The sequence below is a fragment of the Vagococcus teuberi genome, assembly GCF_001870205.1.
Taxonomy (GTDB): domain Bacteria; phylum Bacillota; class Bacilli; order Lactobacillales; family Vagococcaceae; genus Vagococcus; species Vagococcus teuberi.
The window spans coordinates 372,651-392,616 of record NZ_CP017267.1; the positions used below are offsets into that span (position 1 = coordinate 372,651).

Annotated in this window: 24 protein-coding genes and 2 pseudogenes; 19 read left to right on the forward strand and 7 right to left on the reverse strand. The window is 31.7% G+C overall.

Annotated features, from left to right (window positions below; translation table 11 throughout):
* Positions 1–10 precede the first annotated feature (10 nt).
* Genes BHY08_RS01765 through BHY08_RS01800 form a run of 8 tightly spaced genes read left to right on the forward strand, consistent with a single transcriptional unit; the run spans position 11 to position 8,135 of the window.
* A complete protein-coding gene (locus BHY08_RS01765) occupies positions 11–943 on the forward strand; it encodes a carbohydrate ABC transporter permease (protein ID WP_071456230.1) in 933 nt (310 codons plus the stop codon).
* Positions 944–952: 9 nt separating this feature from the next.
* Positions 953–1,873 carry a carbohydrate ABC transporter permease gene (locus tag BHY08_RS01770; protein WP_071456231.1) on the forward strand — a complete coding sequence of 307 codons (921 nt, stop codon included), beginning with the start codon at positions 953–955 and terminating at the stop codon, positions 1,871–1,873.
* Positions 1,874–2,572 (forward strand): hypothetical protein, encoded by a 699-nt coding sequence (locus BHY08_RS01775; RefSeq protein WP_071456232.1) that lies wholly within the window; start codon positions 1,874–1,876, stop codon positions 2,570–2,572.
* Positions 2,569–3,654 (forward strand): ABC transporter ATP-binding protein, encoded by a 1,086-nt coding sequence (locus tag BHY08_RS01780; protein WP_071456233.1) that lies wholly within the window; start codon positions 2,569–2,571, stop codon positions 3,652–3,654. Before BHY08_RS01775 ends, BHY08_RS01780 begins: the two co-directional genes overlap by 4 nt.
* The gene (locus tag BHY08_RS01785; protein ID WP_071456234.1) at positions 3,654–4,388 is read left to right on the forward strand and encodes a DeoR/GlpR family DNA-binding transcription regulator; all 735 of its coding nucleotides are present in this window, start codon (positions 3,654–3,656) and stop codon (positions 4,386–4,388) included. The genes BHY08_RS01780 and BHY08_RS01785 overlap by 1 nt, the downstream gene beginning before the upstream one ends.
* A 24-nt stretch (positions 4,389–4,412) precedes the next feature.
* A complete protein-coding gene (locus tag BHY08_RS01790) occupies positions 4,413–5,312 on the forward strand; it encodes a DUF1861 family protein (RefSeq protein ID WP_071456235.1) in 900 nt (299 codons plus the stop codon).
* Positions 5,313–5,327: 15 nt separating this feature from the next.
* Positions 5,328–6,389: a BtaManbiosPhlase gene (locus tag BHY08_RS01795; protein ID WP_071456236.1), complete on the forward strand. Its 1,062-nt coding sequence runs from the start codon at positions 5,328–5,330 to the stop codon at positions 6,387–6,389.
* A 3-nt stretch (positions 6,390–6,392) separates the two neighbouring features.
* Complete coding sequence (locus BHY08_RS01800; protein WP_071456237.1) at positions 6,393–8,135, forward strand: phospho-sugar mutase; 1,743 nt, start codon at positions 6,393–6,395, stop codon at positions 8,133–8,135.
* 253 nt (positions 8,136–8,388) lie between these two features.
* Here BHY08_RS01800 and BHY08_RS10655 read toward each other — a convergent pair.
* Positions 8,389–8,625, reverse strand: a pseudogene (locus BHY08_RS10655) (DUF4822 domain-containing protein); the annotation flags it as partial.
* Positions 8,626–8,682: 57 nt separating this feature from the next.
* Here BHY08_RS10655 and BHY08_RS11390 point away from each other — a divergent pair.
* Together BHY08_RS11390 and BHY08_RS10890 are read left to right on the forward strand one after the other, a co-directional pair.
* Positions 8,683–8,786, forward strand: a pseudogene (locus BHY08_RS11390) (response regulator transcription factor); the annotation flags it as partial.
* 116 nt (positions 8,787–8,902) lie between these two features.
* Positions 8,903–9,070: a hypothetical protein gene (locus tag BHY08_RS10890; RefSeq protein WP_157093618.1), complete on the forward strand. Its 168-nt coding sequence runs from the start codon at positions 8,903–8,905 to the stop codon at positions 9,068–9,070.
* A 41-nt stretch (positions 9,071–9,111) separates the two neighbouring features.
* On the opposite strand, the gene BHY08_RS01810 is transcribed toward BHY08_RS10890, so the two are convergent.
* On the reverse strand, positions 9,112–9,321 hold the full coding sequence (locus BHY08_RS01810) for a hypothetical protein (RefSeq protein ID WP_071456239.1): 210 nt from the start codon (positions 9,319–9,321) through the stop codon (positions 9,112–9,114).
* Between the two features lie 148 nt (positions 9,322–9,469).
* Between BHY08_RS01810 and BHY08_RS01815 the strand changes: the two genes are divergently transcribed.
* Positions 9,470–9,874 (forward strand): (deoxy)nucleoside triphosphate pyrophosphohydrolase, encoded by a 405-nt coding sequence (locus tag BHY08_RS01815; RefSeq protein WP_071456240.1) that lies wholly within the window; start codon positions 9,470–9,472, stop codon positions 9,872–9,874.
* Entirely contained in the window at positions 9,867–12,743 is a 2,877-nt protein-coding gene (locus BHY08_RS01820) for a DEAD/DEAH box helicase (protein WP_071456241.1), read from the forward strand. Before BHY08_RS01815 ends, BHY08_RS01820 begins: the two co-directional genes overlap by 8 nt.
* Positions 12,744–12,784: 41 nt before the next feature.
* On the opposite strand, the gene BHY08_RS11320 is transcribed toward BHY08_RS01820, so the two are convergent.
* Positions 12,785–12,919, reverse strand: a complete 135-nt coding sequence (locus BHY08_RS11320) for a hypothetical protein (RefSeq protein ID WP_269844050.1) — start codon at positions 12,917–12,919, stop codon at positions 12,785–12,787.
* An 88-nt stretch (positions 12,920–13,007) separates the two neighbouring features.
* On the opposite strand from BHY08_RS11320, the gene BHY08_RS01825 reads away from it, so the two are divergent.
* Positions 13,008–13,412 (forward strand): DUF1722 domain-containing protein, encoded by a 405-nt coding sequence (locus tag BHY08_RS01825; protein ID WP_071456242.1) that lies wholly within the window; start codon positions 13,008–13,010, stop codon positions 13,410–13,412.
* A gap of 72 nt (positions 13,413–13,484) precedes the next feature.
* Positions 13,485–14,270: a glutathione-dependent disulfide-bond oxidoreductase gene (yghU, locus tag BHY08_RS01830; protein WP_071456243.1), complete on the forward strand. Its 786-nt coding sequence runs from the start codon at positions 13,485–13,487 to the stop codon at positions 14,268–14,270.
* 46 nt (positions 14,271–14,316) lie between these two features.
* On the opposite strand, the gene BHY08_RS01835 is transcribed toward yghU, so the two are convergent.
* A complete protein-coding gene (locus BHY08_RS01835) occupies positions 14,317–15,135 on the reverse strand; it encodes an LPXTG cell wall anchor domain-containing protein (RefSeq protein WP_071456244.1) in 819 nt (272 codons plus the stop codon).
* 491 nt (positions 15,136–15,626) lie between these two features.
* On the opposite strand from BHY08_RS01835, the gene BHY08_RS01840 reads away from it, so the two are divergent.
* The gene (locus BHY08_RS01840; protein WP_071456245.1) at positions 15,627–15,965 is read left to right on the forward strand and encodes a class A sortase; all 339 of its coding nucleotides are present in this window, start codon (positions 15,627–15,629) and stop codon (positions 15,963–15,965) included.
* Between the two features lie 226 nt (positions 15,966–16,191).
* Here the strand turns inward: BHY08_RS01840 and BHY08_RS01845 are convergent, their stop codons facing one another.
* Positions 16,192–16,800: a stage II sporulation protein M gene (locus tag BHY08_RS01845; RefSeq protein WP_338062451.1), complete on the reverse strand. Its 609-nt coding sequence runs from the start codon at positions 16,798–16,800 to the stop codon at positions 16,192–16,194.
* 153 nt (positions 16,801–16,953) lie between these two features.
* Here BHY08_RS01845 and BHY08_RS01850 point away from each other — a divergent pair, with 153 nt between their 5' ends.
* Both BHY08_RS01850 and BHY08_RS01855 read left to right on the forward strand, forming a co-directional pair.
* On the forward strand, positions 16,954–17,352 hold the full coding sequence (locus tag BHY08_RS01850) for a PLP-dependent transferase (protein WP_071456247.1): 399 nt from the start codon (positions 16,954–16,956) through the stop codon (positions 17,350–17,352).
* Between the two features lie 142 nt (positions 17,353–17,494).
* Positions 17,495–18,028, forward strand: coding sequence for a GNAT family N-acetyltransferase (locus tag BHY08_RS01855; protein WP_071456248.1), 534 nt, complete (start codon positions 17,495–17,497; stop codon positions 18,026–18,028).
* Positions 18,029–18,075: 47 nt separating this feature from the next.
* Here BHY08_RS01855 and BHY08_RS01860 read toward each other — a convergent pair whose 3' ends face one another.
* Positions 18,076–18,507 (reverse strand): MepB family protein, encoded by a 432-nt coding sequence (locus tag BHY08_RS01860; RefSeq protein WP_084657152.1) that lies wholly within the window; start codon positions 18,505–18,507, stop codon positions 18,076–18,078.
* 333 nt (positions 18,508–18,840) lie between these two features.
* Entirely contained in the window at positions 18,841–19,302 is a 462-nt protein-coding gene (locus BHY08_RS01870; RefSeq protein WP_071456250.1) for a Dps family protein, read from the reverse strand.
* A gap of 159 nt (positions 19,303–19,461) precedes the next feature.
* Here BHY08_RS01870 and BHY08_RS01875 point away from each other — a divergent pair, with 159 nt between their 5' ends.
* Together BHY08_RS01875 and BHY08_RS01880 are read left to right on the forward strand one after the other, a co-directional pair.
* Positions 19,462–19,647, forward strand: coding sequence for a hypothetical protein (locus BHY08_RS01875; RefSeq protein WP_071456251.1), 186 nt, complete (start codon positions 19,462–19,464; stop codon positions 19,645–19,647).
* Between the two features lie 3 nt (positions 19,648–19,650).
* Positions 19,651–19,965: a hypothetical protein gene (locus tag BHY08_RS01880; protein ID WP_071456252.1), complete on the forward strand. Its 315-nt coding sequence runs from the start codon at positions 19,651–19,653 to the stop codon at positions 19,963–19,965.
* Position 19,966: the final 1 nt, after the last annotated feature.

The following is a 19,966-nucleotide window of genomic DNA, read 5'->3' on the forward strand; positions in this document are numbered from 1 at the left end:
GGTGGAACATATGGATAATTTAAAACGTCTTACAAGAGAAGAAAAAGTTGTAGAACTTAACAAAGTTAAAAAGAAGAAAAAGTTAAGTCCCGGATATTTTTTTGTTGCTCCATGGTTCATTTCGTATTTTCTATTTTCTTTGGTTCCAATGCTACTATCTATTTATATGAGTTTTACTAATTGGCCAGTTATTGGTAAACCACAATTTATTGGTTTACAAAACTTTAAAGATATTTTTCAAGATGAAGCCTTTTTTAATTCATTAATAGTCACTGTTAAGTATGCGATTGTTGCTGTTCCACTGGGAATGGCAGCATCGTTTACAGTAGCGTTAATCATGTCGTCAAAAACAAAGGGATTAAATTTGTATCGTACGATTTATTATTTGCCAGCTGTTGTATCTGGTGTTGCTGTAGGGATTATCTGGCGTTGGATTTTTGACCCTAAAAATGGACTAATCAATAACTTATTAGCATTAGTAGGGATTACAGGTCCAGGATGGTTGACTGATCCTAATTGGGTGCTTCCATCTTATATCATCATGAGTCTTTGGGGAGCTGGAGCTGGGATGTTAACCTATCTTGTTTCAATCAATGAAGTACCAAAAGATTTGCATGAAGCAGCAGAAATCCAAGGAGCAAATTATTTTAAACGTATTTTTTTAATCACAATACCTTATGTTCGATCAATTCTGTATTATAACCTAATTATGGGGATTATTGGGGCGTTCAAGAAATTTAATGATGCTTACATTTTAGGTGGAGCAGGAAATCAAGGGCAATTTATTTTGCTTCAAATTTATGATACTGCATTTAAATACTTTAAGATGGGATACGCATCAGCAATGTCTTGGATTTTCCTACTAATTGTATTATCCATCACATTAGTAGTATTCAAGTTTACTGATTTCTGGCAATATAGTCAAAATAATGAAGAGAAGTAGGTTTTATATATGGAAATAAGAAAACTACCGAATCAAACAAAAGAAGAGTTTGTTGCCCAATTAGTTAAAGAACGAGCGAAACAAAAGCCGTTAAAGAAAGTAATATTTTCAATCATTAAGCATACATTATTAATTATTGTTGCTATCTCAATGATTCTTCCTTTTTTTTGGATGGTATCAACATCTTTAAAAACGTCGAATAACGTATTTACGATTCCACCGCAATGGATTCCTAATCCAGTAAAAATTCAAAATTATGCAGATGTATTTAAGGCTGTTCCATTCTTTAGGTATATCATGAATACAGTTGGATTTACGGTAGCCGTTACATTTTTCGAGGTTATTGTATCTGTCATTGTGGCATACGGTTTTTCTAGATTTAATTTTAAATTTAAAAGATCATTATTTATGTTTCTATTATTAACTATTATGATCCCTGGAGAAATTACGATTGTACCAGGTTATATTTTCTGGGTAAAAATTGGAGAGTTTTTAGGAATTACATTAATTAATACTTATGTTCCACTAGTGTTACCCGCTATAGGAGGACAAGCTGTACATATATTCTTTATGACACAATACTTTAGAACTATACCAAAAGATTTTGCAGAAGCAGCGTATATCAATGGTGCAAGTAATTGGAAAATATTATGGAAAATATTTTTCCCAATGTCTATACCGGCAATTCTAACTATTACTATTTCATCATTCATGGGTACATGGAATGCATTTTTAGGTCCATTGATCTATTTAAATGATTCAAATAAATTTACCATCCAAGTAGGATTGGCAATGTTCCAAGGAATGTTTGATGTTAACTGGCCACTATTAATGGCAGCAACTACGATATCAATTATTCCAATGATTATTTTATTCTTCTCATTACAAAAATACTTTATACCTTCTAATAAACAGGATGGTGTGAAATAGATGAAGGCATTAAAAAAAATTATAAGGAATTTACCAACATACTTTAAAGTGTTAATCATTGTTGCATGTTTGATTAATCTATCTGGTGTATATGGATTGATAGAGAAGAAAACAATAGATGAACACTTAAATAATATGTTTACCTCTTTTGGAAAAGTATCTGGAGATGTCCAAGTAGTTGATGGCCAATTGATAGCAAACAAACAACTTATAAAAGAAGAAGATTTTGAGTTAGGAATTTTCGATGAACCAACAACAAAAGATTATATTTATTTAAATCAAGATGAATTAATTTTTGCAATGAATAATAGAAAAACAGAGATTAAATATGATAAATGCATGACCAATGAATCATTTCAACGAAGCATTGTGGATATGGCAACGAATCTTAGTCTAACGGCATTCCTCTTGAGTACACTACAACGATTATTTTTAGTTTCATTAATTATTTTAGCTATAGTGATTGCTACACTTATTTTATCTAAGTTCAAATTAAAAATGAAACAAATTGTGACATCACTATTTATTAGTGTCCCACTCGGTGCACTTGCGGGTATGTTTTCTAGCTTGTTAGTGACTAATTATACTCAAATAATTATTTTCGTTATAGTAACAGGAGTGATTTATGCTAAATCAATTCATAGAACATTTGATAATAGCATGACATCTTATTATCTAGGAGAAGGGGTATACGAATGAGTTATATAGAATTATCTAAAATATATAAAGTTTACAATGAAAAAAATCTCGTCATTGATGATTTTAATTTATCTATTGAAAAGAATGAATTTGTTGCGCTAATTGGTCCATCTGGATGCGGAAAATCAACGTTACTGAGAATGATTTCGGGATTAGAAGATATTACTTATGGTGATTTAATAATCGATGGTAAAAGAATGAATGATATTCATGCTAAAGATAGAGATATGTCTATGGTATTTCAAAATTATGCCTTATATCCACATCTTACGAACTATGATAATATCGCATTTGGATTAAAACTTCGAAAAGAAAGCAAAGAGGTTATTAAAGAACGTCTGTCTTCTGTAGCTAAAATGCTAGATTTAGAAAATTACTTAGAGGCTTATCCAAGTGAATTGTCAGGAGGGCAACGACAACGTGTGGCATTAGGTCGAGCAATGGTTCAAAATTCACATATCTTCTTGATGGATGAGCCATTATCTAATTTAGATGCAAAATTACGAAATCGTATGCGAATAGAAATTTTAAAATTACATAAGCAGTTAAATGTTACTACCATCTATGTAACACATGATCAGGTAGAAGCAATGACAATGGCAGATAAAATTGTTGTTATGGATAAAGGCGAGGTTCAACAAATTGGTAAACCAAAAGAACTTTATTATAATCCTGCAAACCTTTTTGTTGCAAAATTTATCGGAGACCCTGATATTAATATATTAGGGGGAACGCTTCAACAAAGTAGTGTTCAAATAGGACAGTCGGTGATTGAACTCAATCCATCGTTGTATCAAAAACTAGATGAATATGAAGGAAAAGAGATATTAGTTGGGATTCGAGCAGAAGATTTTCGAACTGAAAATATCTATGTTGAAAGTGCTGAAAAGCAGTATCGAGGTATGATTGAATTAATAGAAATGCGTGGAGATAGTAGTATTTTAATGACGAAATTTGATGATAACGAAATTACTATTAAAGTGCCATCAAGTCAAAATTATGAGTTAGGCGATAATATTGACTTTTCCGTTAATCAATCAAGAATTTTACTGTTTGATAAAGAGACAGGAGAAAGAATTTAATGTTACCATTTGAAAGAAAAAAAATTATTTTAGAAGAGTTGCAAAAAGGCGTGGTTTATATCACGTCATTGGCCGAATTATTAAATGTGTCTGAAATAACAGTTAGAAGAGATTTAAAACACTTAGAAGAAGAAAAAAAAGTGACACTATTACATGGTGGAGCGGCACAATTGGTTGACACGTCCAGGGAAACACCTATGGATCAAAGGGAAGAATTATATATTGATGAAAAAGAAAGAATCAGTCATTTTGCAGCAGGATTAGTTGAGGATGGCGACGTTATCTTTATCGACTCAGGAACAACAAATAAAAGAATGCTAAAATATCTAACAGAAAAAAAAGTAAAAATAGTAACGAATGGGTACAAGAATATTGAAGAATCACTTGGTTATGATTTAGATATTACCCTGATTGGTGGCGAATTAAAAAAAGAGACTTACGCTTTTATTGGGGCTGTTACTAGTCGTGTGTTAGATATGTATTATTTTGATAAGTGCTTTTTAGGGGCTAATGGTATTGATATGGAATTTGGTTTATCAAATGCGGATCCAAATGAATCATTAATCAAAGAACAAGTAATCAAACGCTCCAAAAAAGCTTATGTATTAGCGGATCATACGAAATTTTCATCGACATCTGTATTTAAATTTTCAGAAATTAATCAGGTCGATATTATTACTGATAGTATATTATCTGACTATCTCCATTTAGAAAATATTATTTCACCAAATTAAATTACCTGAAAAGAGGACTTTCTAATGATTTATGTTAAAGACTTACTAGAAGATTATAGAGAGATGCAATCAACAACTCTTGCAAAACATATTGTATTTAAAGGTGTTGGAGACAAAGATGTTTATAACACAACGGCTCCTTTTCTTTTGAACAATACGGAAGTTATTGCAGGGCGTATAGAATCGCGAGATAGTGAATTATCACATGTGCGTCTTTTTGAAAAAAGAGCAGAAACAGAGTATGACCTATTAACTGAAGGAATAGATTTAGCTTTACAAGATCCATTTTACACAATCATTGATGGAAGCATCATTTTAGGTGGTGTCGAAGTCTTTTTTGAGGAAGATGGGTCTGCCAAATGGCGGACTATCTTACATAAATTAGAAGATGAAAAAACAGCGATACGATTTTTTGATGGCCCTTTAGGAATGAAAGATTTGAGATTAGCCCAACTTCCAAATAAAAAAATACTCGTATTAACTAGACCACAAGGTGAAAAAGGTGGTCGAGGGAAAATTGGATTTACTGTCATCAATCAATTATCCGAATTAACGATTGATATAATAAATTCGGCTCCTCTATTAACCAATCAATTTTGTGATGAAGAATGGGGTGGAGCGAATGAAATACATATGATAGGTGAAGATATCTGTGTGTTAGGTCATATAGCTAATTTTGATAGTCAGGGAGATCGTCATTATTATGCTATGTCATTCAATATTGATTTAGAACAAGGATGTATGATAAATCAAAAAATTATTGCCGAACGTTCTAATTTTTTAGATGGTCCAAGTAAACGTCCAGATTTGTATGATGTGGTCTTTAGTGGTGGGATTTTATTACAAGATGATGATGCCATCGTGTATGCAGGAATTAGTGATGCAGGTTCACAAAAACTACAAATAAAAAATCCATTTTTATAGATGAGAGGTAATAAAATGAATATTAATCGATTTGAAAACAATCCTTTAGTAACACCATCGGATGTGAAGCCACTTCATGATGGATACGAAGTTATTGGTGCTTTTAATGCGGGAGTTGCTAAATATTTAGATGAGACTTTATTATTGATGCGAGTAGCTGAACGACCAATTTCAGAAGATGATAATATTATCAAAGCTCCTTACATTGATAAAAATTCTGGTAAATTAGAAATTATAGAGTTTCGAAAAGATGATCCTCGTTATGACTATTCTGATCCTAGAATGATAAAACCAGCAGGCCAACCAGATAGAAGTATTTATCTAACCTCTCTATCTTACATTAGAATTGCTAGGAGTAAGGATGGTATAAATTTCACTGTGGATGAAGAAGCTTTTCTATATCCTTTTAATGACTATCAAATATTTGGTGTAGAAGATGCTAGATGTACACAAATTGATGATAATTATTATATTAGTTATACATCGGTGTCCCCAATGGGAATCTGTGATTCAATTATTAAAACAAGTGATTTTAAAACATTTGAGGATTTAGGAAATGCCTTTGCTCCTGAGAACAAAGATATTTTATTATTTCCTGAAAAGATAAATGGCTCTTATTATGCTTTGCATCGTCCATCACTAAAAAGTATGGGGAATTATGATATATGGATTGCATCGTCCCCTGATTTAGAGTGTTGGGGACACCACGAACATCTTCTAGGTATTAGAGAAGGTATGTGGGATAGTGGACGTATTGGAGGTGGATTAGTACCTATCAAAACTGAAAAAGGGTGGTTAGAACTCTATCATGGTGCGACCCCGGAAAATAGGTATTGCATGGGAGCAGTTTTACTTGATTTAGATGATCCAACTAAAGTGATTTCCAGAACAAAAGATCCGATTATGGAACCTGATTTTTCGTATGAGCAAAATGGTTTTTTTGGTGACGTTGTATTTGGTTGTGGTGGGATTATATCAGGTGATGTTTTAACTATGTATTATGGCGTGGCAGATACGTCTATAGCAGGATGTACTTTAAAAATCAGTGATATATTATTAAAACTTGAAGAAGGTTAATCTATGAATTGGAAAGATAAATTAACGCAGTGGAGAGAAGATACTAATTTAAATAAGGCATTAAGGCATGAGCTAATGAATATAAAGGATGAAAAGGAGTTAGAAGATCGATTTTATCGTTATTTAGAGTTTGGAACTGGTGGGATGCGCGGTGAGATGGGAGTAGGAATCAACCGAATTAATGAATACACAATTAAAAGGGTAGCTAAAAGTTTGGCCATCTATATAGCATCTCATGGACAAGATACAATGAATAAAGGCGTAGCTATTTCATATGATAACCGACACTTTTCAAAAGAGTTTGCTGAAATAACAGCCAGCGTGTTAGCATCTGAAGGTATTCACGTTTATCTATCTGATTCAATGAGGCCAACACCAGAACTGTCTTTTTCTGTTAGAAAATTTTCTAGCTTTCTTGGTGTAATGATTACAGCAAGTCATAATCCTAAAAATTATAACGGATTTAAGGTGTATGATGAAGAAGGTGGGCAAATTACTCTGGAAGTTGCAAATGAATTATTAGCAATTTTAGAAAATATTACCGATGAATTATCTATCAATATACAACCATTAGATATGTATATCGAACAAGGGACTGTAACGCTATTTTCAAAAGAAATAGATCAAATATATATTGAAAGACTAACATCTGTTATACAAAATAAAGAGTTAGTTCGAAAAAAAGGATCTGAATTAAGTGTGATTTATACACCACTCCATGGAACTGGAGCAGTATTACTACCACAAGCATACAAAACATTTGGTTTTTTAAATCTTCGTGTCGTTGAAGAACAATCGGATGGAGATTCAGGTTTTTTTACCGTAAAAAGTCCTAATCCAGAAGATAGAAACGCATTTAAAATGGCATTGGATTATGCTGTAGATAGTCAATCAGACATTGTGATAGCGACAGATCCAGATGCTGATAGATTAGGGGTTGTAGTTTTTAATGACACTCAACCCGTTTATTTAAATGGAAATCAAATTGGTTTGTTATTATTAGACTATCTAATCCAATTTAAAACACCTCAAGAGTTAAATAATAGTTTTATTGCAAAAACGATAGTCACATCAGACTTAGGTGGTAAATTAGCAGAAGATTATCATATAGAAGTCCAGAATACATTGACTGGTTTTAAATTTATTGGTGAACAAATTAAATTATCTGAGGAAATAAATGGCAAAAAATTCTTATTTGGTTATGAAGAAAGTTATGGTTATTTAGTTGAGCCATTTGTTCGTGATAAAGATGCAATACAAGCAGCAATTTTGTTAGCAGAAGTTGCACTACATTGTAAGATAAATAATAAAACCTTGATATCTAGGCTTGAAGAATTATATACAGAATATGGATATTATAAAGAAGACCTAATCACTTATGAATTTAAAGGGAAAAACGGTCTCGAAAAAATGAATGATATTATGACCTCGTTTAGAGATAAGACTACACAACAAGATTTTAATAAGCTAAATATTGAAAGAGTTGAAGATTATCTTACGCAACAGATATATGGACCGTCTGAAAAATTAATAGAATCTATTAATTTACCTAGTTCGAATGTATTAAAATTTATTTTTGAAGATGATAGTTGGGTATGTCTAAGACCATCTGGAACAGAGCCGAAATTAAAAGTATATTTTTCGGTGAACGATAAACTAGAATATAAAGCCATAGAAAAATTGAATATCTTAAAAGAAATATATAATTTTAAGATAAGTTTAATGGATACTACGACACTAATCTGATTGTTAATTATACATTAGTAAAATGATATTATTAGAAGCCATGGAGCATAAAAAGGATATGCCTAACGTCTTAAAATAGAAGAACCCATGAAATCAGTTGGTTAAATACTGATTTCATGGGTTTGTTGTTTGTTTAGTTTAGCGATTATTATTTTAAAAATTATTTTTAGATTAACTTCTAAGTTTTTTTACTAAAACGTAAACGCTGGTGAATGATCACCTGAATAAGGCTCATGCTCTACAAAAACCGTTACTTCGTTACCTCTACCACAGCTTGATAGTTTTGAGTTGTGGAAATTAAAATACGTTTGATACCATCATTAGTCACAAAAAATGTTCCTTCATCACCGCGTGTTTTACCGGTTTCAATGTCGAAGAACTCGTAATAACCTGTTTTGCCATCATATTTAGCTAGTCCAATGAATTCTGCATTTTATTTTGTTAAATCATTTCCTTTAGCACCTTTTACAACTGTTCTTTGCCAATCAGACTAGTCGCACGTGTTAAAGCTCGTTTGTCACGACTTACGAAATTGACACAACAACAAGTTCCAGTTGAAAATGAACGTATCAGAGAAAAAATGAAAAAAATGGTGTTACATCATTTCCAATCGAAACTATTTGGGGTAGTGGGTACCGATTTAATTTCTAATAGAAAAATATTTAAAGGTCAAAAAAGTCATCTTGATTATCCAAAAATTGGTCTGTTTTTTAGTTCAAAATAAGATAATCTAAAAAGAGAGCAATGACTATAGGGGATGGCATATCATGGATATTAAAGGGTTAATCACCTATTACACTAGTGAAGTCGACAAAATGTTACACGAAAAAGAGCAAGGCTACATTGATGATTTTGAAACAGAATGGACGACTTCTTTGTATCAAGAGTTTGTTCAAAAGCTCAAAGAGTTAGATGAGTATAGTCATAAAAAATAGACTACTTAAAGCAATTTGCTTTAAGTAGTCTATTTTTTTATTTATTTTTCATGCTCATTTTCTAAAGATTTTGATCCTTTTATTTCTAAATTTGCGGGATTTGTTCCTGGAGAGCCTGCCATTGCACTTGAATTCAACCCATTATTTACTAGTTTTTTACCCCATTTTTTCTCTAAGTTAACTCCTTGTGCACGTAATTGATCGTTCTTCAATCGGATTTTTTCTGACTTTAAAAGTTTTTTATCTGACATAAAAACCTCTCCATTCCTTTTAAATAATGATACCACGTATTATGAATTGATGGTAACTAGTAAGTCTAATAATTAGTAAAGGATTGCGTCTTTATTTGTTTTGTGCGATCCTGTGAGTATATAAATGATGTAAATGGGGAATGATTTAATGAAAAAGAATATAAATGTTGTTGGAGCAATTATTATAAAAGAGGGAAAAGTATTTTGCTGTCAAAGAGGGTTAGAAAAAAGTCTACCTGGAAAGTGGGAATTTCCAGGTGGGAAAATTGAATCCAGAGAGACTAAAGAACAAGCATTGGTACGAGAGATAAAAGAAGAACTATTAATTTCAGTTCAACTAGAAGAAAAGGAATTCGCGAGTGTTTCGTTTGATTATGATTTTGGTAGAGTGAATTTAAGTACGTTTATTTGTCATTTGGAATCTGGAGAGCCACAATTGACAGAGCATTTGCAATCTAAGTGGGTATCTTTCGATAAGTTAAATCAGCTAGATTGGGCACCAGCTGATATACCAATTGTCGAAAAACTAATGGAGGTTGGTGTGGATGAGTGATTTATTACTAAATAAAGCGTTAAAAAAAGCATTTATTGATAAAAATGTTGAAAGCCAATATTTAAATCCTAAATTTATTATTAATGATACAGACAAAAAAGAATTCTTACTTTCAGTGTTACAACAGGAACTATTATCTTGTCAGTCATTTATTTTATCTGTTGCGTTTATCACGCAAGATGGATTAAATACTATTAAAACCCAATTATCAGATTTAGCTGATAAAGGTATTAAAGGAAGGATACTGACCTCAACATACTTAGGTTTTAACCATCCAGATGTCTTTCACTCATTACTAAATATCCCGAATGTTGAGGTTAGAATATCAAATAAATCTGGTTTCCATTCTAAAGGCTATTTATTTACACACCAGATGCATCAAACGTTTATAATAGGTAGTTCTAATTTGACGATGTCAGCTTTAAAACTGAATTATGAGTGGAACGTAAAGCTTACCTCTTATGATAATGGTGAGATGATTTCAACGATACATGACCATTTAGAAAAAGAATGGGAAAGTGCCACAATATTAAGTCGAGAATGGATTGCTGAGTTTTCGAAAACATATCAACCATTACCTAAAAGAATGACTCGAAGTGAAGATATCATCACTGAAGAAGTAAGTGAATATATCGTCCCGAACAGAATGCAAAAAGAAGCCCTAAATAGTTTGAAAGAGCTAAGGCAGTCTGGAGAAAGAAAAGGGTTGGTTGTATCTGCAACAGGAACAGGAAAAACTTACCTAGCAGCTTTTGATGTTGCTTCTTATCAACCAAAACGATTTCTATTCATCGTTCACAGAGAGCAAATATTACATAAAGCAATAGAATCATTTAAAAAAGTAGTAGGTGGAAAAGATACAGACTACGGTGTTTTATCAGGACAGAAAAAGGATTTAGATGCGAAATATTTATTTTCGACAATTCAAACCATATCAAAGGATGGCTATCAAGAATTATTAGGTCCGGATGCGTTTGACTATATATTAATAGATGAAGTTCATAAGGCAGGAGCCTCATCTTATATTAAAACACTAAACTATTTTAAACCAAATTTTCTGTTAGGTATGACAGCGACACCTGAGAGAACTGATGGATTTAATATTTTTGAACTATTTGATTATAATATTGCTTATGAAATTCGTTTGAAAGATGCACTTGAAGAAAACTTATTGTGTCCATTTCACTATTTTGGTGTCACAGATTATGAAAGAGACGGTCAAGTTATCAGTGAGACAAGTGATTTAACCTATTTAACTTATTTTGAGAGAGTCGATTTTTTAATAGATAAGATTAATTATTACGGCTGTTCTGGTAATAATCCTAAAGGGTTAGTTTTTTGTAGTCGAAAAGATGAGGCAAAAGAGTTGTCACGTCTATTCAATCAAAGAGGAATAGCGAGTAGCTACTTATCTGGTGAAAACTCAATTGAAGAAAGAGAACAGGTGATTGAAGAACTTGAATCGGGCAAGATTCATTATATTTTTACAGTCGATATTTTTAATGAGGGAATAGATATTCCAAAAATAAATCAAGTGATTATGCTTAGAAATACAGAATCTAATATTATTTTTATTCAACAATTAGGACGTGGCTTAAGAAAAGATGAGTCAAAAGAATTTGTAACGGTGATTGATTTTATTGGAAATTATCAAAATAACTACATGATTCCTATGGCGTTATCAGGAGATTCGTCACGTAACAAGAATAATTTAAGACGAGATACGATAGATGTTAATTATATGACAGGTCTTTCAGCGATTAACTTTGAGCGAGTTGCAAAAGAGAGAATATTTAAATCAATTGATGCGGCTAAATTAAACTCTTTTGCCGAGCTAAGGAAAAGTTATCAACGTTTAAAAAATAGGTTGAATAGAATACCAATGTTATATGATTTTGAAGAGATGGGTGAGTTAGATCCATTAGTAATTATTCAAAGAGAAAAAACATATGATCAATTTTTACTGAAAATGAAAGAAGATTGCCCATTACTTACTGAGCAAGAGCGATTAGCGCTTAAGTTTTTATCTGTTGAGTTATTATTCGGTGGACGACCACATGAGTTACTTGTGATAAAGAAAATGATTATGGAAAACAAGACTTATTTATCGTCAGAAGACATTTACAAATTGTGGGATGAAGAATCGATTGATTATAATCAGGACATACTAGTATCTGCCTTATCAGTTTTGGATTTATCTTTTTATGAAGCAGGGTTACAAAGAAATTATCGCCCAGCACAGTTGTTTGACCAAAAGAACAACGGAATCGCGATGACTGATTTTTTCAACAGCTCACGTAAAAATACATTATTTATGAAGTATGTGATGGATGTTGTGACGACAGGTTTGAAAAAATTAGAAAAACAAGGTATGCCATCTACTTTATGTCTTTATTCTAAGTATCGTCGAAAAGATGTTTTACGAGTATTAAATATGGAGTTCAAACAAAATGAACAAGGAATTGGGGGCTACACATACAGTAATAACCAATTTGCTATTTTTGTTACTTTAGACAAAGGGAAAGATTTTAAAGCCTCTCTAATGGCTTATGAAGATGAATTTATCGATGAAGAAACGTTTCGTTGGTTTACTAAATCACCTAGAACTATTAAATCTCCTGAAGTCCAAATATTGAAAGACTTTAAAAATTGGACTATTCATTTATTTATCAAGCGAAAATATAATCAAAATGATAAAGAAACAGATTTCTACTATTTAGGAGAAATGGAGCCAATTATTGATACCATTGAACAAAAGGAAAAGCCAACATCTGATAATAAATTAAAGAATGTAGTTGAAATGGACTTTATACTTAAACATCGTGTAGAACCTGATATGTATGAATTTTTAACTGGAAAAATAGAATAACTTAAAAAGCCACTCAATAGTCGAGTAGCTTTTTGATTTTCTTATTTCTTCTTTTTCATATAACTCTCACGTAATTTGGCAAGATGAGCTTTTTTGTCGATTTTATTTGGTGTTTGTTTTTCATGATATTTTGAGACAGCTTCTTTACCTTTTTTGTCTAATTGATATTTTCCCACAGTATTCACCTCTTTAATTAATTGACCCTTGCTTATATAATATACCTTAATACGAGTGTAAAACCAATGCAAATGTGAGGTGAACTAAATGGAAAAAACCAACAAACAGCTATTAAGCCAGTTTCAGTCATCATGGGCTAAGAATAAATACTGGGTAATGTCTCGTTCACAGCAAGCATATAATGACATTCGATGGATGGCTAAAGGAAATCAGTGGACAGAAGAAAAACAAAGAATTTACGAACAAATGATATTAGATTTAGAACAAGTATCCCCTACTGATAAAACACTACGAGTAGCATTCCAACACATTTGGGGTTATTTTAAAAAAGTTGCAACACCTAAAGAAAAAGAAATTTATAACGAACTAATTGAAACGTCGCCATTAAAAAGTAGTGAGTTAGAGGCTTTTTTAAAAGAATTAAGCAATCATTATCAACAACCATATTTGATAAAAATGCGATGGGGATTGTCAGTTTGCTCACCTAAGTAGAAACCGTTATGTTGGACAGATATTTTTATTGAGTGCTATCATTAACGTAGTATAAAAGTAAGGAGTGATAATATGACAGATTATAAATTACCAGATGTATGGACATGGGAAGATGAAAATAACAATAAAGGTGGGAACCGCCCAACAGCCGGCAGTCGTTTTGAACAAAAACTTCCTGTGGGGAGTGCACCATTTCAAGTCTATTCACTAGGAACTCCAAATGGTGTTAAAGTAACGATTCTGTTAGAAGAATTAAAAGAATTAGGAATAAAAGATGCAGAGTATGATTTATATAAAATTAATATAGGTGAAGGCGATCAATTTGGTTCAGATTTTGTTTCTATCAATCCAAATTCTAAAATTCCAGCAATGGTTGATCAAAGTCAAACCCCTAACATTGATGTGTTTGAATCAGGTTCAATCTTAGTTTACTTAGCTGAAAAGTTTGGTGAGTTTTTACCAAAAGATATTCAAGATAAGACAGAAGTATTAAATTGGTTATTTTGGCAAGTTGGCTCCGGTCCATTTGTCGGTGGTGGATTTGGTCACTTTTTCCATTATGCACCAGAGAAATTGAAATACCCAATCGACAGATATACAATGGAAACTAAAAGACAACTTGATTTACTAGATAAAGTATTAGCAACTCGTGAATTTATCGCCGGAGACACATATAGTATTGCAGACATAGCTATTTGGTCTTGGTATGGTCAACTTGTATTAGGTGATTTATATGAAGGATCCGCTGAATTTTTAGATATTCAAAGCTATAAACATTTGGTTGAATGGACTCATCGAATTGCACAACGACCTGGTGTGAAAAAAGGAATGGCAGCAGAATACAAGGCAATAGATTAACAAAAAGAAAAACTTCCAGCAATTAAGTTGGAAGTTTTTTTAGTAGTTATTTTGTAGAGAATTTAAATTTAGCAAAGACAGCAGTAGCACTACCAATAAGAAGTAACATTAATCCTGACAATGCAGTATTTGATTGACTTGTTTGAGGTAATTTTTTGTTGTCAGCATATTTTTCGCTTGTATCACCAGCTTTTTTGATGTTTTCAACAAATTTTTTTTCGTTTTGTTTTTCTACTTTATTGCCAGTAGGATTGTTTTCAGATCCAAGAAGTTCAGTTGGGTTTTCAGGAGTGTCTTGTTGATTACTTGATTCATCAACAGTATCATTGTTAATGTGTTCTTGACCATTTTCTCCTGATTGAGCAACGTTAGTGAAAATTAAACGAATAAAAGCATAGTAAGTACCATTTGGTGTTTCGAAGAATGGAACTTTATCATTAATTACTCCACCTAAGAAAGGTGAAGGACCGTATTCTCCAGGAGAATTTTCTCTAGTCACGTTCATATTTACTTTAGTTGGTTTGAAAGCAATAGAGTCACTTTCATCATGTGCTTCAAAATATACTTCTGAATCATATTTTTCATCTTTCACTGTATGGTTTAAAGAAACCCAGGCAATATAAGTAGAATTTGATGCATCGTAATGATAACTTTTTAGTGTTAGTTCACCTAGTTTAAAACCTTGTAGTTCTGCCGGTTTAGCAACTGAAAAATGATAATCTCCAAATAAATCATCATAATGATTCGAACTATAATCAATCAATGTCACTTTCCCTAAATCAAGTTTCACATCATTTGTTTGTTCTGGAACAACTTTTTCTGTTTTAACATCTATCTTCTGAAACAGTTGTGACAGCCGTTCCACCTACCAACAACATTGCTGAAAATAGTCCAACATAAACATTGTTTTTCAATTATAAAACCTGCAATAATACATTATTATAACAAGACAAAAAATGAATAAAGTATAAAAAATGAAAAAATAACTGAAACAAGAAGGAATGAACAAAAACTAAACAAAAAAAGAGATTGATGTTTTTAATATCTTTTATTATTGTTTTTTAGTCAAGAGTTAACACAAATATTTTTAAAAATGAATGGTTCACCAAGTATTCATCAGACATCAATACAAGATATAAAAAGAATCAAAAAGAGTCAAAAAAGATGATTTTAATTTTTCGAAAGCGAGTAGAGCTGACATTACTTCAGCTTTAAAATCAACCTTTAAAGATGATAAAGTCCCTGTTTTAGGTGGCATTACGATACCTGATTTACATGTTAACTTACCAATATTAAGAGGTGTTTCTGATTATGCTATTTTAAAGGGAGCAGGAACGATGAAAAAAAAATCAAGAGATGGGTGTTGGAAATTATTCATTGACTAGTCATCGTATGTTGAACAAAGAAGTGTTGTTTGGTCCGATAATCAATGCAAAAAAAGAGATGCCAATTTATCTGACTGATTTAGAATATGTGTATGAATATACAATCAACGATACGTCATACATCCAAACTACAGATGTGCATGTCATTGATGATCATCCAAAAAAGGCAGAATTAACACTAATTACATGTGATGAAACTGGTGAAGGTAGATTTATGGTAAATGCAGAACTTGTCAAAAAAACGTTAGTAGATAAAGTCGATGAAAGGATAATGTCATCTTTTTATCAAAAACAAAATTTATATGAATAATGCGGTATGTTTTATATCGTGGTATAATTGATCAAATGCAACTTAAAAATGTGAACAGTGAAGGGATGATATAATGAGAAGTAGGAGGAACAGGAACAAATCTAAAACAAAACTAAGCTTTATTGACGTAATTTTGGAGTTATTATCATCAATACTAGCATTTTGGCCTTAATAAAAAACCTATGTAATGAGCACCTATTCGCCTCATTACATAGGTTTTATTAGTCTAGTTAAGTAAATTCAATATTTTATCAGTTAAAAAGGTTTCTAAACAGGCTGCTATAATAATTAAAGGTAGGACATATCTGATATAGTGCAGGACACAACGTTTTAGTTCAAACCAGAAAGTCGTATTAATTGCCCTTTTATGTAATTTATTTCTTATCCAGAGGTTTAGGTAATACAAGCTTGATGCCCAAATACAAAAGGCCGTGAGCTCTATAATAGAATGAGGGATTGAAGCAACGATTAGATTTAATCCTGTACTGATTGAGTATGACAAAACAGCACCAAACACAACGCCACCTAATGTCGCTGACAAAAAGATATTAAAGAAATAAATATAGGGAACAGGGATTAGAGCCAGTACAAGCATAGAGAAGGGCACTTTTAATCCGTTATTGATGATGTATTGCATTAATTTAACCAATTTATTTGGCGTACTTGTTAACGTAGGGGTAGATTCTATGATACTTTTTAAATCAGGATGAATCATAAAGGTGATAAAACCTACTAATATGATAATCAGGAGTGTCGTACGTAAATAAGTGGTGGATTTTTTTACATCAATGAGTTTAATGAAAATAACCTCCTTAACTAAATTAATATTTTTAATGGTTTTATAATATCATATCTTTGAATTCTAGTAAGTTAATTATTGGTATTACTAAATTAGTATCATGCTAATTGACATTATAAAAAAGGTGCGTTAGAATTATTAGAATTAAATGAGAGTAAATCAGAAATTATATTGATAAAAGGAGTGAATATGGATAAACAAGAGGAAAACATAAAGAAAATCATTGAGTTTCTTGAAAAACATCCTAGAATAGCAAACGTCTATTATCCTGGTTCATCATCAGACGTTGAAGTAGAGATTCAGAAAAAACAAGCTTCAGGTATTGGAGCGGTATTTTCAATCGAACTAGTGTCAGAAGCAAGTCCAGAAAAATTCGTTGATGCATTGGATATTATTAATTTAGCAGTTAGTTTAGGTGGAGTAGAGAGTTTAATTTGTCACCCAGCCAGTATGACTCATGATTATTATAGTACAGAGTTACGTGCAAAAATCGGCTTATCAGAAGGCCTGCTTAGATTAACCATAGGAATTGAAAACGCGGATGATTTAATTAAAGATTTAGAGCAAGCTTTAGATAAAGCAGTTTAATACAGATTTTGATATTTAAAAATATTAAAGGAAGTGATTCATATGGAAAACAAAAAAAGAAGACTTAAAGGCATCTTGGTCGTAATGAATTTGAGGATTATGAGTGAAGTAAGCGACTAAATTATATGTTTAGGGGATTAGAATGACAAAAATTGAATTAGCTGTGATTAATGAAGAAGATTTACTTGATATTTGGGAAATAAGTTATGGGCCAAAAGCAGATTTAGAATGGATGAAGTATAATGGTCCATATTTTAATGACCCTATTATGAATTGGGAAGAATTTTCTTCTGGATTTGGGAAAAGTTTGATTAATGATCCTTTAAGTAAAGCGATACTTTTTAACAATAAGATTGTTGGATTAGTGACTGCTTATTGGGAAGATGGAGAGTTGAAGCAATGGTTGGACATAGGGATTTTAATATATGATTCATCTTTATGGGAGAAAGGGATAGGTAGTGTCGCTCTATACCAATGGATAGTCCATTTATTTAATTTATTCTCTTATTTACCACATATAGGTTTTACTACTTGGTCTGGAAATGAAGGGATGCAAAAGATTGGCGAAAAGTGTAATATGGAAAAAGAAGCAGTAATAAGAAAAGTCAGGTACTTAAACGGAGTATACTACGATTCAATTAAGTATGGAATTTTAAGAGAAGAGTTACTTGGATAAATAGAAATAAAAGCAGATAGGAGTATATTACACTCTTATCTGCTTTTTTATGTACTCAAACATTTAAAGTAATGTGATTGCCACTCTTGTGTTTTTAGTGCTGTTTGGTTTAAGTTAGACTCCCATGTAGGATAAACTCTGATCCCCATTTTTCCTTTTTGAGATTTTGTTTGTAAAATGTTTTTTTGTAACAATATCTCTTTTGGAAACATAAAAACCCCTTTTTTATCGGCGTCGATAATCCAAACTAGTGTTATATCTGGTGCGTCTTCGTATGAGAAAGCCTGATTTTTCAATTGGTCATCTTTTTCCCAAAAAGCGACAAAGTAACCAGCTTTTTTCGGTGTTTTATTAGCTAAACGACTTCTGTAAAACTTCGTATCATGATAGAAACAGACTCCTTCATATTCAGCATTTTGTTCTTCATTGATTAAGGAAGGAGAGTGAAAATGGTGATTAATATAGGGTAAAGATTGCACAAACATCATCCTTTATGAGTGCTTATTTTTGTTGATTCAGATAATCCATTACGAATCTAATAATAGAAAAGGCAATAAAGAGAAGTGGGATAATAATTAATGGTGTTTTAAGTAACAGATTTTTATCGATGATGCCATTCATAATGCCCTAGTCAATCAATAGATAATTAATATAGCTTAATAATTGTAAAGTAAACAATAATAAGAGTCCGATTGTTAAACTAACTAGATAGTATTTTTTCATGTTAAAGTCTCCTTTTAAAAAATAATACAGAAATTAATCATTTATAGCAAAAAAAACAGACCATGTATGGTCTGTTTTAGTTTCAACTATTAAAGTCCAGGTGCTCTATTAAGTGTAGCTTGTAGCATCCAAACTTTTTTCTCAAGGTCTGTTTTGAAAGAAATGAAAATATCTTGTGTTCCTAAATCGCCTTCTTTTTCACTTACTTCAATACCTTTTTCGTAAACACCAATTAAATAGTTGTATCCTGCAACTAGTGTTTTAAGTCTTTCTGGAATGGGTTTTTCATAAGTTCCTTTTTCATCTTTGATACCAGTGTTATCAATAAATTCTTGTAATGTAGAGTATGGAGAACCACCTAAAGTGATGAGACGCTCGGAAATTACATCTAATTGATCGTTGATTTCATCCATATACTCGTCCATTAAAGGATGCAAAGATAAAAATTCAGGACCTCTCATGTACCAATGTGTCTGGTGGATAACAACTGAAAACTGACTTAAATCTGCCACTAACTGATTCAATGTACGTTTTGTTTCTTCTAATGTCATAAATATCACCCTCCTAAACTTTATTATACACCTAATCCGTATTAATTTCCAAAGTTAAAGGTTAAGTGAAAAGATTATGGTTAAATAATTGGTTTATTAATTGTATGGTATAATTTTCCTTATTAAAAATATAGAATGATATAAGATTAGGTTAGATAAATGAAAAAGAAAGCAATATGGTTAGTTGGAATAATCCTAGTGGTGATAGGGATGCTACTTATCCCTAAAAAATCAGATAATACAACCCACTTGATTCGAAAACAACCTGAAACGGTAATGGAATCACTTCTCACGAAAAAAACGGGTATCTATGTCTTTGGGTTTGATACATGTCCCTGGTGTTAGGAGTTGTATCCTGTTTTAGATGATGTTTTAAAAAATAAGAAACAAGAAGCTTGGCAAGTAGACACACATGGAAAAAATTTTACTGATAAAAACAAAGGTGATTTAAAGCAATATACCGTTGATAACACGTCATATGATGGAGTGGTTGTACCTATGATTATTTTTATTAGTGATGACGGATTTACGCAGTATCATGTGGGAACGTTGGATGATCACGATGCTACAAAAGAAACGATGAGTAAAAATCAACAACGATATTTAAAGGAATTGTTACAAGATATCCTAACGATTTATGAACAACATAATGATAAAAAATAAG

Excerpts from the sequence above, each read along its gene's own strand:
- BHY08_RS01765 (WP_071456230.1), top strand. The coding sequence starts at position 11 with ATGGATAATTTAAAACGTCTTACAAGAGAAGAAAAAGTTGTAGAACTT.
- BHY08_RS01770 (WP_071456231.1), top strand. The coding sequence starts at position 953 with ATGGAAATAAGAAAACTACCGAATCAAACAAAAGAAGAGTTTGTTGCC.
- BHY08_RS01775 (WP_071456232.1), top strand. The coding sequence starts at position 1,874 with ATGAAGGCATTAAAAAAAATTATAAGGAATTTACCAACATACTTTAAA.
- BHY08_RS01780 (WP_071456233.1), top strand. The coding sequence starts at position 2,569 with ATGAGTTATATAGAATTATCTAAAATATATAAAGTTTACAATGAAAAA.
- BHY08_RS01785 (WP_071456234.1), top strand. The coding sequence starts at position 3,654 with ATGTTACCATTTGAAAGAAAAAAAATTATTTTAGAAGAGTTGCAAAAA.
- BHY08_RS01790 (WP_071456235.1), top strand. The coding sequence starts at position 4,413 with ATGATTTATGTTAAAGACTTACTAGAAGATTATAGAGAGATGCAATCA.
- BHY08_RS01795 (WP_071456236.1), top strand. The coding sequence starts at position 5,328 with ATGAATATTAATCGATTTGAAAACAATCCTTTAGTAACACCATCGGAT.
- BHY08_RS01800 (WP_071456237.1), top strand. The coding sequence starts at position 6,393 with ATGAATTGGAAAGATAAATTAACGCAGTGGAGAGAAGATACTAATTTA.
- BHY08_RS10890 (WP_157093618.1), top strand. The coding sequence starts at position 8,903 with ATGGATATTAAAGGGTTAATCACCTATTACACTAGTGAAGTCGACAAA.
- BHY08_RS01810 (WP_071456239.1), bottom strand. The coding sequence starts at position 9,321 with ATGTCAGATAAAAAACTTTTAAAGTCAGAAAAAATCCGATTGAAGAAC.
- BHY08_RS01815 (WP_071456240.1), top strand. The coding sequence starts at position 9,470 with ATGAAAAAGAATATAAATGTTGTTGGAGCAATTATTATAAAAGAGGGA.
- BHY08_RS01820 (WP_071456241.1), top strand. The coding sequence starts at position 9,867 with ATGAGTGATTTATTACTAAATAAAGCGTTAAAAAAAGCATTTATTGAT.
- BHY08_RS01825 (WP_071456242.1), top strand. The coding sequence starts at position 13,008 with ATGGAAAAAACCAACAAACAGCTATTAAGCCAGTTTCAGTCATCATGG.
- yghU (WP_071456243.1), top strand. The coding sequence starts at position 13,485 with ATGACAGATTATAAATTACCAGATGTATGGACATGGGAAGATGAAAAT.
- BHY08_RS01840 (WP_071456245.1), top strand. The coding sequence starts at position 15,627 with ATGGGTGTTGGAAATTATTCATTGACTAGTCATCGTATGTTGAACAAA.
- BHY08_RS01850 (WP_071456247.1), top strand. The coding sequence starts at position 16,954 with ATGGATAAACAAGAGGAAAACATAAAGAAAATCATTGAGTTTCTTGAA.
- BHY08_RS01855 (WP_071456248.1), top strand. The coding sequence starts at position 17,495 with ATGACAAAAATTGAATTAGCTGTGATTAATGAAGAAGATTTACTTGAT.
- BHY08_RS01870 (WP_071456250.1), bottom strand. The coding sequence starts at position 19,302 with ATGACATTAGAAGAAACAAAACGTACATTGAATCAGTTAGTGGCAGAT.
- BHY08_RS01875 (WP_071456251.1), top strand. The coding sequence starts at position 19,462 with ATGAAAAAGAAAGCAATATGGTTAGTTGGAATAATCCTAGTGGTGATA.